The following is a 13,384-nucleotide window of genomic DNA, read 5'->3' as shown; positions in this document are numbered from 1 at the left end:
TTATAGAGACTAGGCTCCAGATGATTATTGTAACTATTTTTATTTGATAATTGACCATTTTAACCTGCAGGCTGTTGCGCAAAAATGCGGCTTAATTGAAAATATAATTCCGGATGTTTTTCCCTTAACTGTTCAGGTTTTTCAAAGAAATATTCAGAAACCACAGCAAAAAATTCAGCCTGATTGGTAATGGCATAAGGGTTAATATCCGATTTATTGTCTTCAATTTTTTCCATTTCCTCATGCATCATCTTAATCCAGGGCAAAGTATATTCATGTGCAATTAAATTCTCTGGAACACCATCTGTTGCGCCGTCAGATTTATCCAAAAGATGCACAAATTCGTGTATAGCGGTATTTTCTTTCCCTGCACTTTTAGAAAAACCATGTCGCAAGGCCGAGCGTGATAAAATCATCTGTCCATTCATATAACCCGTCCCTACCATACCCATAATATTCCTTTCGCCACCTTCAAACTGGAAATCTTTATTAAAAGTATCCGGATACAATAAAACGCTGGTTAAGTTTTTGTATTGCCAATCGTCAAAACCAAAAATGGGGATAACTGCGCTCGAGGCAATCAGCAACTCATCTAATGTTGTCATTTCTAAACCCACCGCTTCTATCTTAACCGTGCTGAAAAACGCGGCCACTTTCTGCTCAAACCTCAGCTTATCGGTCGAATCGAGATTATGGTAATACCCTACATAATCATCCAGTATCTTTTTGTCTACATCCGTTAAAGGCTCAACAGTAGCCTTCTTTTTTTTAAGGATGAGATAAAGGGCAATTAGAAAAATAGGAATTAAGTAGGCAAGTGGAAGCGAGTTCATAACAAGGATTACACGGATTTAAATGATTGCACAGATAAGGGTTAGCTTTCGATAATTTCTAATTGGATCAAAACATCCTCACGTGTAACCGGATAGGGTTTATTGTTTTTTATGGCTTGATAAACAGCTTCGAAAAGCGGTAGATAACTTCCTACTTCTGATGGAATTGTCTCCTCAGTTTTATGGCCTTCAGCAGCAATGGTTGTTAATAAACCATCCTTACTTGCGGACTCAATGCCGTAACCCGGATCGGTTAATTTCATACCCGCCAGCAGCTGTTCTTCCTGAATATCCGTTCTTTGTTTAATAAAACTTCCATTTACGCCATGTAAAACAAATCCTGCCTGTGGGTTTACCACCAACATGCTCGAAGTAACAAAAACATACAAACTATTAGGGTAACTCAATTGGATCGAGAAATAATCGTCGACCAAAGTACCTAATCTATTCTTACCCAGAATTTTATGGTAACTCAATGGTTTGCCAAACAGGCATATTACCTGGTCTAACAAGTGCGGGCCTAAATCGTATAAAAGTCCGCTGGCCTCTACCGGGTTTTCTTTAAATGCTTTCGGCCCAATTACATTACGGTAGCGATCGTAACGCAGGTGCATTTCGTTCAATTTACCTAATTTACCGCTTTCAATCACCTTTTTAACCGAAGTAAAATCACTGTCCCAACGGCGGTTCTGGTAGAAAAAGATTTGTTTCCCTACACTATCGGCAAGTTCAAAAAGTTCCTTTGCCTGCGCAGCTGTTGCCGTAAATGGTTTTTCAACCAGAATGTGTTTATGCTTGGTTAATGCTGCTTTCGAATGCTCATAATGAAGATTATTAGGTGTATTAATAACAACCAACTCTATTTCGGCATCATTTAAAAGCTCCTCAACACTATTATAACTTGTAATACTTGGGTAATCATTAACTGCGTTTTTATGGCTGCGTTCTACTATAGCCTTTAAATTGAACCCGCTGTGTGCCTGTAAAAAAGGAGCGTGAAAAACTTTCCCTGACATGCCGTAAGCTAATAAACCCGCATTAATTGTTTTATTGATATTCGTATCCATAGGTTATAAATGTAGCTAAAAATACAATTACGATTCAAGCTTTAATGTTAAAACCGCAAAGCTTTTACTTAGGCCTTACACGTTTTTACACTATCTTTGCACAATATGAAGCCGTCGGAGATTAATGCCAAGTGGAAAGTTTTACAGGAAAAGATTTCAAAGGAATTTGATTCAGATTTCCCTGATTTAAAAGTAATGCTTTTTTTAATCGGTGTTCAGGAGCTGGGCAAAGGGCCAAAGAAATACAGCAAACGCCAAAAAGAGGAACTGATGCACATTGCTACCTGCCGTTTATTAAGCGAAATGGGCTTTTATGAGCTTGAAGGCTTAGATCAGGATGGTTGGCCACATTGGAAATTAATTAAAGCGATACCTCCCTATACCATGCTTGAGCAGGAAATGCTGATGAAATCGCTCGTGGTAAGTTATTTCGAAGATATTTATTCGTAATGCGCAGACTAACTTACGAAGTTGACCACTGCTTGGGCTGAGCGAAACTTCGTAAGTTTTGCGTGGCCAGTGCAGTGATTAAAATTTAATATTTCTTTTAGAAAGCAAGACCATTTACATCTATTTAAGTTAGTCGGGCTTTTTGCTATATCTTCCAATCCGATGAAGAATCGGGATTGGAAGGATGCCGTTTCAATCCCGTTTAGATCATTCAGTTTGTGCAAGTATTTGGGGCTGCAGGGCGGTTAGAAAACTTCCGAAGTTGGCCTCGACCGTAGCCTAAGTGAAACTTCGGAAGTTTGGACCTGCCCCAGCACCGAACCCAAGTTAACTAAACCTGATAGAAACGGAAAGCCCATAACGCAGTGGGGGCTTGAAGTGGATAGCAGGACTTTCGGAACCGATGTGTGCAGGAACCTGCTTTTCAAAAAAACAGACTAGTTTATTATCTAGTGTCAGATGGTAACATCCGGCACCACAACAGCACAAAAAAAACCCCAGTGGATGTACACCGGGGCTGCATTTATAATGACCTCATAGGTAGAGGAAAATTGCGATATTATCCTTGTTTTTGTGCTGTCGCTTTTAACGCATCGTTAGCAACGATTACAATCTCTACACGACGGTTAGCTGCACGGCCTGCATCAGTTTCGTTATCTGCAATTGGCTCAGCAAAACCTTTACCAATGGTAACTAACCTTGATGATGGAACACCTTGAGAAACCGCATAAGCTTTAACCGCTGCTGCTCTTCTTTCCGATAAACCCATGTTATATTGTTCAGTACCACGGCTATCGGTATGACCGATAATTTTGATATCAGTATCAGGATATTGATTTAATGACGAAGCTAAACTCTGTACGTTTGTTTTAGCTGCATCTTTCAAAGCCGTTTTATCGAAATCGAATAAAATACCGCTATCAAATTTCACAATAATTCCTTCACCTTCACGAATAACTTCTGCGTTAGGAATAGCTTTCTGGATTTCAGCTGCCTGTCTGTCCATTCTACGGCCGATAAAAGCTCCCGCTGTACCGCCAATAGCACCACCAATTAGGGCACCTACTGCTGTATTACCGGCTTTTTTACCGATCAATGCACCAATAACACCACCAGCTGCAGCACCAATACCAGCACCTTTTTGTGTTTTAGTTAAACTATCACAACTTTGGAACGCCATCGATCCTACTGCTAACCCTATACTTAATGTTGCTATTCTTACTTTTGAAATACTCATAATAATCTAGATTTATAATTCTACTCATTATATTCAAACACAATGCCAAAAAGTAACCGAACAGTACTTTCTGTCTATTTTGACCGAATTTTACTCCAAACACGAACTATATACACACAAAAAAAGAGTCCCGATCAATGGAGACTCTTCGATATTGTATCATTCTTAGTACAAAAACTAAGCAGAGAAATAACTCTCTAACTCTTTCAATGTATTTTCATCTGTTTTAAAATCCTTAATTACCTGCCCTTTTTCAACCAAAATGATCCGGTTACAAACGTCGGTAACGTGATTTAAATCATGACTGGAAATAAAGGTAGTCATGCTGCCAGTTTGCTCTTTCAACAATTTCTTTAAACGGATCTGCGTGGTTGGATCGAGGTTGGCAAAAGGCTCATCTAAAATTAAGATTTCTGGCTTCTGCATCAGGGCAGCCGCAATTCCTACTTTATTCTGATTTCCTTTACTAAAATCGCGGATGTATTTTCCACTGTTTAATATTTCTCCATTAAAGAACTCACCGTATTGACTCAAATAGGCAGAAACATCTGCCACACTTAAGTTATTTAAACTGCCGATAAAAATAAAATACTCCTCCGGGGTTAAATAATCAATCAGAAAACCTTCATCCAAAAATGATGCAGTATAATTCTTCCAGTTATCGTTGTGCATTACATTTTCGCCTTTTGATAAAACCTCGCCGTGAGTTGGGCGGATTAAATCTAAAAGCATCCGGAAGAAAGTGGTTTTACCAGCGCCGTTATTTCCAACCAAGCCAACGGTTTCGCCAGCAGCAATCTGCAGATCTTCGATGTTTACAACGGTTTTATCGCCATAAATTTTTTGTAAATTCTTAACTTCTAAAATCATAATTATTCTCTAAAGCCTTCGGCTATTTTATAACGTTGTAACTCTAATCTTTTTGCAATGTAATTAACCCAAAAGCCCCGCAACAATAACATGGCCAGGCCAAAAACAGATACGGCAACCAAGCCCCAGTAAGGTTTGTTGAGGATGCCAAAGGGCACATAAATTAATATTGGTGTAAGCGCATAAGGAAACATTAACAACCATTGTGTAGCACCGGTACCCTGATAGTTAAAGCTTGCCGCCTTGGTGATATCTAATCTTTTATAGTTTAATGTAGCAAGATAGAGCACCACTACGGTACCAAAACCAATGTTGTATAAATAGGCTGCCAAGTGTAAGAGTAATAACTTCGGACTTAAAAACCCGTAAAAACTCGCCAATAAGGTAATAATGGTACAGCCAATGGTAAATAGTAAAAATTTAGCCCTGATGTAATCTTTAAAATTGATTTTATTGGCTAATATCCCGTCAAAATGGGCACTTTGCCATGCAAACATAAACTGGCCATAAATAATGATCGAAACACCAGTCATAAAAATGGCACCAAACATCATTTGGCCGAAAGCATCGCGATCTATTGCTTTTTCTTTATAAAAAATAAAGCCGTAGAACAGGAAGAAGAAACCAAGAATAACCGAAGAACGAGGGCGTTTGTGGCGAAGGATTAATTTCAGTTCTAAAGCTGCGAGTTCGCCAACTTTACCAAAGCGGTTAAGGAAAGCATAATCGGTACTGCCTTTTTTCTCTTGTTTTGTACTTAATTCTTCTACATATAAATTTTTACGCAAGAAATTAGAATTGAAGTAAAAAATACCAACAGCAGCAATTGTAAATGCAAAACCATATAAAGGCTGTGCAGCGATGGCCCTGAATACCACATCAGAACCTGCCATGATTGAGATAACCTTATAATATTCTAAAGCAGCAAAGGCAGCAATAACAACCAAGCCTAAAAAGGTATAAAGTGTATTGGTGATCGATTTCCGCTTGATGTACAACACCAGATAGTTATTAAAAATCATGATCGAAAATATAGAGATGATGTACATAATTGTAACCAGGGCTCCGTACTCAACAGAAATTTTAATGAAACAAAAAGGAAGAAAGATAAAGAATGGCCATATATTAAATGCCGAGAATAATGCCTTAACATTTAAAAATTTAATAATCTTACTCTTCTGGATCTTTAGGTGCAAATAAGGAATAATACTAAGGGTTGGTAGCTCCTGAAACTGCATGCGCATGATAAAATCGAATGCAAAATAATAGAGGATAATGCCGTTAAAGCTTCTTAGAATGTTTTGATCTGGAAAAATTTTCGGAAGAAAAATACTCATCCCAAAGCCTATCCCAACGGCTAAAGCAAAGAAGTAGAGCATAAAAAAACCCAAAACAATCTGGCCAGCAATACTACTGCCTCTGTTTCGCGAACGCCAGAAAGATTTTCTTTGATGGCTTAAAAAAGTACTCAGCATATTTAGTTTAGGTATTTGATTTTAGTCAATATACTTATTAGTATGCATTAGGCAGAAAATGTTACACTAATATTTGTATTTGTCTTTCCAGTTCTGCTTAAGTTTTTCACGCAACTTCTCTTCTGCAGGGTTTTTTCCCGGATCGTAGAGTTTAGTGCCACTTAATTCTTCTGGAAAATATTCTTGTGGTGAAAAATTGCCTTCATATCCGTGCGAATATTGGTAATCTTTTCCATAACCGATATTTTTCATCAGTTTGGTCGGTGCATTACGGATATGCAAAGGCACAGGCAAATTTCCGGTCTGCTTAACCAAAGCCTGTGCTTTATTAATGGCCTCATAAGATGCATTGCTTTTAGGCGAACTGGCCAGATAGGTTACACACTGCGATAAAATAATCCGCGCCTCCGGATAACCGATTACATTTACTGCAGTAAAACAGTTATTCGCCAAAAGCAGGGCATTAGGGTTGGCATTACCAATATCTTCTGAAGACAAGATCAGTAACCTACGGGCAATGAACAACGGATCTTCACCACCTTCTATCATCCGGGCCAGCCAATAAACGGCGGCATTGGGATCGCTGCCACGGATGGATTTAATAAAGGCCGAAATGATATCGTAGTGTTGCTCTCCGGCTTTATCGTATAACGCAAGGTTCTGCTGTGCATGCGCCAGCACATTTTCGTTGGTGAGTATAATTTTATTTCCACCGATGCCATTAATGGCAATTTCGAGCACGTTTAACAATTTCCGCGCATCACCACCCGATAAACGGATCAATGCTTCGTGCTCTTTTATAGCAATATTCTTCTCTGAAAGAACGCTATCTTTTTTAATGGCTGTTTCCAATAAACCCGCTAACTCCGTTTCGGTTAACGATTTTAAAATGTAGACCTGACAGCGGGAAAGTAAAGCGGAGATCACCTCGAAAGATGGATTTTCGGTTGTGGCACCAATTAAGGTAACCAAACCTCTTTCTACTGCCCCCAACAGACTATCCTGCTGCGATTTGCTAAAACGGTGAATCTCATCGATAAACAGAATGGGTAGGCCTAAAAAACTATCCTTCAGCTGTGCGGCCCTGTCGATCACCTCCCGAATATCCTTCACGCCACTGTTAATGGCGCTTAAATTAAAAAAAGGACGATCTAATGCCTGCGAAATGATATAAGCCAAAGTTGTTTTACCTACACCTGGAGGTCCCCAAAAAATCATTGAAGGGAGCTGACTGCTTTCGATCGCTTTGCGCAATACTGCACCTTCTCCAACTAAATGCTGTTGACCAACATATTCATCGAGATTTTGAGGGCGCATACGTTCGGCTAAAGGAGGCAGGTTTTGCATAATGGTAAATATATAAAAATTGAGTATTTTGTTTGTCGATAATTTACTAACCAAATATTGAAAGCATAAATCCCAGGTTGTTAAAACAAAAGGACGGATGCTTTAGTTCTAATTTATTGTTATGGACATTAAAAACTTAGATCACCTTGTATTAACGGTTGCCAATTTAGAAAGTACCTGCAGGTTTTATAACCTTGCCCTGGGAATGGAAGTTATTGAGTTTGGCGAAAACAGAAAGGCTTTGAAATTTGGGAATCAGAAAATTAACCTGCACCTATATGGAAGTGAGTTTGAACCAAAAGCTTTTAAACCCATGCCCGGAACAGCCGATCTATGTTTTATTACCGATTTCCCCTTACGCGAAGTGATGCAGGAACTAAAAGAAAAATGCATAGAAATTGAGGAAGGGCCTGTAGAACGCACTGGCGCCGATGGGAAAATCATCTCTATTTACCTCCGAGACCCGGATATGAATTTAATTGAAGTGAGTAATTATTTGTAGCTTGACATCCAGACTGTATCATATTTGTAATTCCATTCGAATTTGTCACGTTGAGCCTATCGAAACGTCTCTCCGGATATTTAAACAAGTCCTTCGACAGGCTCAGGATGACACCTCAAAATCTCGTTACAAAAAGCGATGTTTTGATTGCATTAAGATTCCCAATCAAGTTGGGAATGACGCCCCATATTGTATTAAGCTCCAAGAAATTAGTCCTCAATCTTCGAATGGTGTTTGGTATCTTTCATGGTGGTATATAAAATCAACGAGATTAAAATACATCCGGTTACATACCAATAGAAGTAATTTTCATGGCCAATATTTTTAAACCATAGCGCAAAATATTCTGCGGTTCCACCAAAAATTGCAACCGTTAAAGCATAAGGTAAGCCCACGCCCAGAGCTCTGATTTCGGCGGGGAACAGCTCTGCCTTAACTACCGCATTAATGCTCGTATATCCGCTCACAATAATCAAGGCGCCAATCATCAACAAGAATATGATAGTGGTATTGGTTTCGCCAGCCAAGCCGGTTAAAATTGGATAGGTACATAAAGTGCCTAAAACACCAAAACCAATTAATAAAGGTTTACGCCCAATTTTATCAGATAACAAGCCAAATAAAGGCTGCATAACGGCAAAAACAAGCAACGAAATAAACGATAACGTTGTGGAGGTTTCTTTACTGAGGTGCACGGTATTGACCAGAAACTTTTGCATGTAAGTGCTAAATGTATAAAAGGCAATCGTTCCGCCCAAAGTTAAGCCTACTACGGTAAAAACTTCCTTTGGATATTTCATAAGTACCGCAATGCCACCTTTTTTGTCTGCCGAGTTTTTGCTTTTAAAAGCCGACGTTTCATCGATATGTCTCCGTAGGTACAGCGCGATAAAAGAAAGTATAGTGCCGATAAAAAATGGAATCCGCCAGCCCCATTCATGCAGTTCGGCAGGTGTAAGCAACCAGTTTTGCAAGATCAATTGAATACCCAAAGCCAGTAACTGCCCACCGATCAGGGTTACGTATTGAAAGCTTGAATAAAAGCCTCTATGTTTTTTAGTGGCCATTTCGCTGAGGTAAGTGGCAGAAGTACCGTATTCGCCGCCAGTGCTTAATCCCTGAATCAATCTTGCAAAAATGAGTAATAGCGGAGCTGCAATCCCAATCTGTTTGTAACCTGGGGTTAAACCGATAATCAATGAGCCTATTGCCATGATGAGTACAGAAAGTGTCATCGAACGTTTTCGCCCTAACCTATCTGCAATGCTGCCAAACAGCCAGCCACCGATAGGCCGCATTAAAAAGCCTACTGCAAAAATACCTGCGGTATCTAATAACTGTGCAGTTGGATTACTATTAGGGAAAAAGGCAGGAGAAAAATAAAGTGCAAAAGCAGAATAAGTATACCAATCGTACCACTCCACAAGATTACCGACCGAACCACCAAAAATAGATTTCAACCGATATTCCACATCCTTAATTTCCTTCTGTTGTAATGCTTTTCCCATATTAGAGAATTATTGAATGATAGATTTTTGAATGAGTGAATGATAAACGAAACTTAAATTCTACACCAGTTGTTAATCAAAAATATAATAATTTTATAAAGAAAGAATGGAGTTATTCCCATCGCGATATCATTCACTCTTTTCGTCACTCAAAATTCAATCATTAAACAATGAAAGATAATTTTTCTACCCAATCTGCCGATTACGCTATCTACCGACCAACTTATCCGCAAGAATTATATGACTATCTGTTTTCGCTGGTAAAAAGCAAAGAAACGGCGTGGGATTGTGCTACAGGAAATGGACAGGTTGCGCGTGTATTGGCCCAATATTTCGATGCCGTTTATGCGACAGATATCAGCGAAAATCAATTAAAAAATGCTTTTCAACAACCAAATATTACTTACAAAGTGGAACCTGCAGAACAAACATCGGTAGGTAATGCTAGTTTTGATCTGATTACGGTGGCACAGGCCATTCATTGGTTTAATTTTGAAGCATTTTACACTGAGGTAAAACGAACACTAAAACCAAATGGCCTTTTTGCAGCGATTGGTTATGGCCTAATGTTTATCGATAAAAAAGTAGATAAGGCTGTACATAAACTTTACGAAGATATTTTGGGTAAATATTGGGACAGCGAACGCCGTTATATTGAAGAAGGTTATAAAACCATCCCCTTTCCTTTTGAAGAGATCGTTGCTCCTCATTTTCAGATTAAAACCACCTGGAATTTTAACCAAATGATCGGCTATTTAAATACCTGGTCTTCTTTGCAGCATTATAAAAAGGCGAATGAACGCAACCCATTAGAGTATATGTTTACCGAATTAAAAGAAGCCTGGGGGGATGATGCGGAGAAAGACGTTCATTTCCCGGTTTTATTGCGCATTGGCAAACTAGCATAACCGCAAAGAAAAGAAGAAAAATGCAAAGCGCGCAAAGTTGGGTACTTAACCATCCTCTGCGTTTCTTAGCGAAATCCTTCGCATTCTTTGCGGCAAAAAATGCGCAAATTATTTCAACAACTCCAGAATACCCAAAACAGTCAGCTTTTTCTGCTCTCCGCTTTGCATATCTTTTAGGGTAAGTTCTCCGCTTGCAATTTCATCACCACCGATTAAAATTACATAAGGGATGTTCTTCGCATCGGCATAGGCCATTTGTTTTTTTAGTTTCGCCGAACTTGGGTACAACTCTGCTGAGATCCCCGCATTTCTGAACTGCTGAACAATTGGCAAAGCATATTTTTCAGCTTCTGCATCAAAATTACTGATCAACACTTTTGTGCCAACTTCTGCTGAGGCAGGGAAAAGGTCCAGCTCTTCCAATACATCATAAATGCGGTCGGCACCGAAAGAAACACCAACTCCGGTTAAATCTTTTAAACCGAACATACCGGTTAAGTCATCGTAACGGCCACCACCACCAATGCTGCCCATCGCTACTTCGTTGGTTTTAACTTCGAAAATGCAGCCGGTGTAGTAGTTTAAACCTCGCGCTAAAGTAATATCCAATTCCAGTTTAGCCGTTAACGGCAAGCCATAAGAAATCAAACTTTCCACATATTCGAAAACCTGTTCAATTTCTGCAACACCTTTTAAACCTGTTTCTGATTGTGCCAAAACAGTTTTCAAACTAGTCAGCTTTTCTTCATTAGTGCCTTCCAACAAAATTACCGGACGAAGTTTTTCTAAATCTGCTTCGGTAAAACCACGTTCCAACAATTCTTTACTTACGCCATCTAAACCGATTTTATCCAGTTTATCGATGGCTACGGTCATATCGATAATTAAATCTGGTTTACCGATAATCTCAGCAATACCAGATAAAATTTTTCTATTGTTAATTTTTACGCTGAAATCTTTCAAACCCAATTTGCTCAAAGCTTCATTGTAGATTAAAATAAATTCAGCCTCGTTCAATAAACTTTCAGATCCCACCACATCCACATCGCACTGATAAAACTCACGGTACCTGCCTTTTTGTGGGCGGTCTGCACGCCAAACGGGTTGTACCTGAAAACGTTTAAAAGGCAAAGTAATTTCGTGTTGGTGCATCACTACGTAACGCGCAAAAGGCACCGTTAAATCGTAACGCAAGGCTTTTTCAGAGATTAGCGGAATCAGTTTATTGCTATTATCTTCATCTGCAAAATCGAAAGATTTCTTTTTTGGATCTTTAAGAAATTCGCCACTGTTTAAAATTTTAAAAATCAGTTTATCGCCTTCGTCACCATATTTCCCTGTCAAAGTCGAAAGGTTTTCGAAACTTGGCGTCTGGATTTCGGCGTAACCATATTTTCTGAAAACCGTTTTAATGGTATCGTAAATAAAGTTACGTTTTACCATTTCAACCGGAGAAAAATCGCGGGTACCTTTTGCTAATGAGGGTTTAATAACTGACATAGCCGCAAAAGTACAAAAATGTAATGTTTATTAACCACAGAGTTTTTAAAAGAAGGCAAGAGACGTTGGTGAACCACAAAGACACCAAGGACACGAAGAAGTTTTTATTTAGAATAAACAAGTCTCTCGAAAGCCAATCATTTGTCTTGGTGCTCTTTGTGTCTTGGTGGTTTATAATGATGCGACAAAACTACTTCCCTAACACCTCTTTCACCAATTCCCGATTTGGTTTCGATACCGGAATTTTATCACCACTATCCATTAAAAGCGTTCCACCGTCTTCCTTAAGCCAGCTTTTTACAAATTTTGGGTTAACCAAATGGCTTTGATGTGCCCGCACAAAATCATGGGGTTTGAGCAGATCGGAATATTCTTTTAATGATTTTGAAATCAAAAGCTGATCACCGTCGCTAAAAAAGAAGTTGGTGTAATTGTTATCCGCTTCGCACCTGATGATTTCTTCGATACCAACATATCTAATTTCACTCTGTTGAGGTAACGCTATCCTGGTAACTCCTTTAACGGTATCCTTTTTGTCGATTCTTTCTTCAATTGTAGGATTTTGATAAGCAAGCGGAGGTGCAAAGTTTATGGCTACGGTATTTGGGGCAGCGTTTGATGACGTATTACGGTTTTTTTTAATCAAAAAGTAGATCAGCATAAAAATGCCACCAAAAAATCCGAAAAAGACAAGGCCTGCTACGAAGAGCATAATTACTTCCGCGCTACCCATATTTAAAAAGTCGGCATAGGCAATATGAATACCATAGGCGAGGATAAAAACCAACCCAAAGATTATCTTATTTTTCATTTTTAGCTGGCTTAACACGTCTAATTAAGTATAAACATAAAAAAATAAAACCTATAACGAAGGTCACAGCAAAAAAGCCCACGACCAAAAGCATTATTATCTCTGCTGCACCAAGATTCAAAAATTCTGCGTGCGCAACTTGTAAGCCAAAAGCAATGATAAAAAAGAATAAAAATAATAATTGTTTCATGTTGATTGATTTAAATGGTTCAACGAAAGTAATGACGCGTTATCCATTTAAAAATCAACATTGAGAATAAGTCGGTTTGCGATGAGGATTGATGGGTAGACTTTTAGTATTTTACGAGCGCTGTCATAGTTGAAGCCCATTATACCGGGAGAATTAAAAAAAGATCCTTCGACTACGCTCAGGATGACACCTCTTTAAATTTAACTATAATTTAATCACGTTAATATTACCCCCCAGCTTTTTTTACTTTATAGCCATCTTTCTGAAGAATGCCCATTACTTTATCGCGCACATCGCCCTGGATCATGATTTCGCCATCTTTAACTGAGCCACCTACACCACATTTGGTTTTAAGCATTTTGCCCAATACTTCTAAATCTTCGGTACGCCCTCTAAAACCAGTAATTAAGGTTACCGCCTTGCCACCACGGTTCTTTTTATCGAGCATTACCCTTAAATCCTGATGATTGTTTTGCGAAGTAACAGTATCATCAACTTCTTCTTCGTATTCGAATTCTGGATTGGTAGAATACATAATTCCGCCAAGATCACTTAAACTATTTTTCTTTGGTTTCATGTTTTATAAAAGGTTCATTGGTTCACTGACCATTTGTTCATTAGTTTGGGGTGCATGGCCTAACAATTCGTTGCGGCGCCAGACTTGAGCTTGCGAAGCAATCTATTTG

At 38.8% G+C, this 13,384-nt stretch carries 14 protein-coding genes; 3 read left to right on the top strand and 11 right to left on the bottom strand.

Features of this window, described 5'->3' with window-relative positions:
• Positions 1 to 59: 59 nt before the first annotated feature.
• Both J7E57_RS00135 and J7E57_RS00130 read right to left on the bottom strand, forming a co-directional pair.
• Positions 60 to 833, bottom strand: coding sequence for a zinc-dependent peptidase (locus J7E57_RS00135; protein ID WP_215129426.1), 774 nt, complete (start codon positions 831 to 833; stop codon positions 60 to 62).
• 41 nt (positions 834 to 874) lie between these two features.
• Positions 875 to 1,900 carry a Gfo/Idh/MocA family oxidoreductase gene (locus tag J7E57_RS00130; protein WP_215129424.1) on the bottom strand — a complete coding sequence of 342 codons (1,026 nt, stop codon included), beginning with the start codon at positions 1,898 to 1,900 and terminating at the stop codon, positions 875 to 877.
• A 105-nt stretch (positions 1,901 to 2,005) separates the two neighbouring features.
• On the opposite strand from J7E57_RS00130, the gene J7E57_RS00125 reads away from it, so the two are divergent.
• Positions 2,006 to 2,350 (top strand): hypothetical protein, encoded by a 345-nt coding sequence (locus J7E57_RS00125; RefSeq protein WP_131028267.1) that lies wholly within the window; start codon positions 2,006 to 2,008, stop codon positions 2,348 to 2,350.
• A 559-nt stretch (positions 2,351 to 2,909) separates the two neighbouring features.
• On the opposite strand, the gene J7E57_RS00120 is transcribed toward J7E57_RS00125, so the two are convergent.
• From J7E57_RS00120 to J7E57_RS00105, 4 genes are all read right to left on the bottom strand, one after another.
• Complete coding sequence (locus tag J7E57_RS00120) at positions 2,910 to 3,587, bottom strand: OmpA family protein (protein WP_215129422.1); 678 nt, start codon at positions 3,585 to 3,587, stop codon at positions 2,910 to 2,912.
• A gap of 177 nt (positions 3,588 to 3,764) precedes the next feature.
• Positions 3,765 to 4,457, bottom strand: a complete 693-nt coding sequence (locus tag J7E57_RS00115; RefSeq protein ID WP_215129420.1) for an ABC transporter ATP-binding protein — start codon at positions 4,455 to 4,457, stop codon at positions 3,765 to 3,767.
• 2 nt (positions 4,458 to 4,459) lie between these two features.
• A complete protein-coding gene (locus tag J7E57_RS00110; protein WP_215129418.1) occupies positions 4,460 to 5,932 on the bottom strand; it encodes a DUF5687 family protein in 1,473 nt (490 codons plus the stop codon).
• A 66-nt stretch (positions 5,933 to 5,998) separates the two neighbouring features.
• The gene (locus tag J7E57_RS00105; protein WP_215129416.1) at positions 5,999 to 7,279 is read right to left on the bottom strand and encodes a replication-associated recombination protein A; all 1,281 of its coding nucleotides are present in this window, start codon (positions 7,277 to 7,279) and stop codon (positions 5,999 to 6,001) included.
• Between the two features lie 121 nt (positions 7,280 to 7,400).
• On the opposite strand from J7E57_RS00105, the gene J7E57_RS00100 reads away from it, so the two are divergent.
• Positions 7,401 to 7,781 carry a VOC family protein gene (locus J7E57_RS00100; protein ID WP_215129414.1) on the top strand — a complete coding sequence of 127 codons (381 nt, stop codon included), beginning with the start codon at positions 7,401 to 7,403 and terminating at the stop codon, positions 7,779 to 7,781.
• A 209-nt stretch (positions 7,782 to 7,990) separates the two neighbouring features.
• Here the strand turns inward: J7E57_RS00100 and J7E57_RS00095 are convergent, their stop codons facing one another.
• Entirely contained in the window at positions 7,991 to 9,289 is a 1,299-nt protein-coding gene (locus tag J7E57_RS00095; RefSeq protein WP_215129412.1) for an MFS transporter, read from the bottom strand.
• A gap of 170 nt (positions 9,290 to 9,459) precedes the next feature.
• Here J7E57_RS00095 and J7E57_RS00090 point away from each other — a divergent pair, with 170 nt between their 5' ends.
• Entirely contained in the window at positions 9,460 to 10,197 is a 738-nt protein-coding gene (locus tag J7E57_RS00090; RefSeq protein WP_215129410.1) for a class I SAM-dependent methyltransferase, read from the top strand.
• A 108-nt stretch (positions 10,198 to 10,305) separates the two neighbouring features.
• On the opposite strand, the gene hisS is transcribed toward J7E57_RS00090, so the two are convergent.
• The 4 genes from hisS to J7E57_RS00070 all read right to left on the bottom strand — a co-directional run bounded on the left by hisS (position 10,306) and on the right by J7E57_RS00070 (position 13,275).
• Positions 10,306 to 11,697, bottom strand: coding sequence for a histidine--tRNA ligase (hisS, locus tag J7E57_RS00085; protein ID WP_215129408.1), 1,392 nt, complete (start codon positions 11,695 to 11,697; stop codon positions 10,306 to 10,308).
• A 190-nt stretch (positions 11,698 to 11,887) separates the two neighbouring features.
• Positions 11,888 to 12,508 carry a LytR/AlgR family response regulator transcription factor gene (locus J7E57_RS00080; RefSeq protein ID WP_215129406.1) on the bottom strand — a complete coding sequence of 207 codons (621 nt, stop codon included), beginning with the start codon at positions 12,506 to 12,508 and terminating at the stop codon, positions 11,888 to 11,890.
• A complete protein-coding gene (locus tag J7E57_RS00075) occupies positions 12,498 to 12,698 on the bottom strand; it encodes a hypothetical protein (RefSeq protein WP_215129404.1) in 201 nt (66 codons plus the stop codon). Before J7E57_RS00075 ends, J7E57_RS00080 begins: the two co-directional genes overlap by 11 nt.
• Before the next feature lie 226 nt (positions 12,699 to 12,924).
• Positions 12,925 to 13,275 (bottom strand): translation initiation factor, encoded by a 351-nt coding sequence (locus J7E57_RS00070; RefSeq protein WP_215129402.1) that lies wholly within the window; start codon positions 13,273 to 13,275, stop codon positions 12,925 to 12,927.
• Between the last annotated feature and the right edge of the window lie 109 nt (positions 13,276 to 13,384).

Source organism: Pedobacter sp. ISL-64, from assembly GCF_018613605.1.
Classification (GTDB): domain Bacteria; phylum Bacteroidota; class Bacteroidia; order Sphingobacteriales; family Sphingobacteriaceae; genus Pedobacter.
Note: the sequence above shows the minus strand (reverse complement) of the source record. Positions and strands in the feature narration are given on the sequence as shown.

Bases quoted from the DNA above. Each gene is read 5' to 3' on its own strand.
- J7E57_RS00135 (WP_215129426.1), bottom strand. From the start codon at position 833: ATGAACTCGCTTCCACTTGCCTACTTAATTCCTATTTTTCTAATTGCC.
- J7E57_RS00130 (WP_215129424.1), bottom strand. From the start codon at position 1,900: ATGGATACGAATATCAATAAAACAATTAATGCGGGTTTATTAGCTTAC.
- J7E57_RS00125 (WP_131028267.1), top strand. From the start codon at position 2,006: ATGAAGCCGTCGGAGATTAATGCCAAGTGGAAAGTTTTACAGGAAAAG.
- J7E57_RS00120 (WP_215129422.1), bottom strand. From the start codon at position 3,587: ATGAGTATTTCAAAAGTAAGAATAGCAACATTAAGTATAGGGTTAGCA.
- J7E57_RS00115 (WP_215129420.1), bottom strand. From the start codon at position 4,457: ATGATTTTAGAAGTTAAGAATTTACAAAAAATTTATGGCGATAAAACC.
- J7E57_RS00110 (WP_215129418.1), bottom strand. From the start codon at position 5,932: ATGCTGAGTACTTTTTTAAGCCATCAAAGAAAATCTTTCTGGCGTTCG.
- J7E57_RS00105 (WP_215129416.1), bottom strand. From the start codon at position 7,279: ATGCAAAACCTGCCTCCTTTAGCCGAACGTATGCGCCCTCAAAATCTC.
- J7E57_RS00100 (WP_215129414.1), top strand. From the start codon at position 7,401: ATGGACATTAAAAACTTAGATCACCTTGTATTAACGGTTGCCAATTTA.
- J7E57_RS00095 (WP_215129412.1), bottom strand. From the start codon at position 9,289: ATGGGAAAAGCATTACAACAGAAGGAAATTAAGGATGTGGAATATCGG.
- J7E57_RS00090 (WP_215129410.1), top strand. From the start codon at position 9,460: ATGAAAGATAATTTTTCTACCCAATCTGCCGATTACGCTATCTACCGA.
- hisS (WP_215129408.1), bottom strand. From the start codon at position 11,697: ATGTCAGTTATTAAACCCTCATTAGCAAAAGGTACCCGCGATTTTTCT.
- J7E57_RS00080 (WP_215129406.1), bottom strand. From the start codon at position 12,508: ATGAAAAATAAGATAATCTTTGGGTTGGTTTTTATCCTCGCCTATGGT.
- J7E57_RS00075 (WP_215129404.1), bottom strand. From the start codon at position 12,698: ATGAAACAATTATTATTTTTATTCTTTTTTATCATTGCTTTTGGCTTA.
- J7E57_RS00070 (WP_215129402.1), bottom strand. From the start codon at position 13,275: ATGAAACCAAAGAAAAATAGTTTAAGTGATCTTGGCGGAATTATGTAT.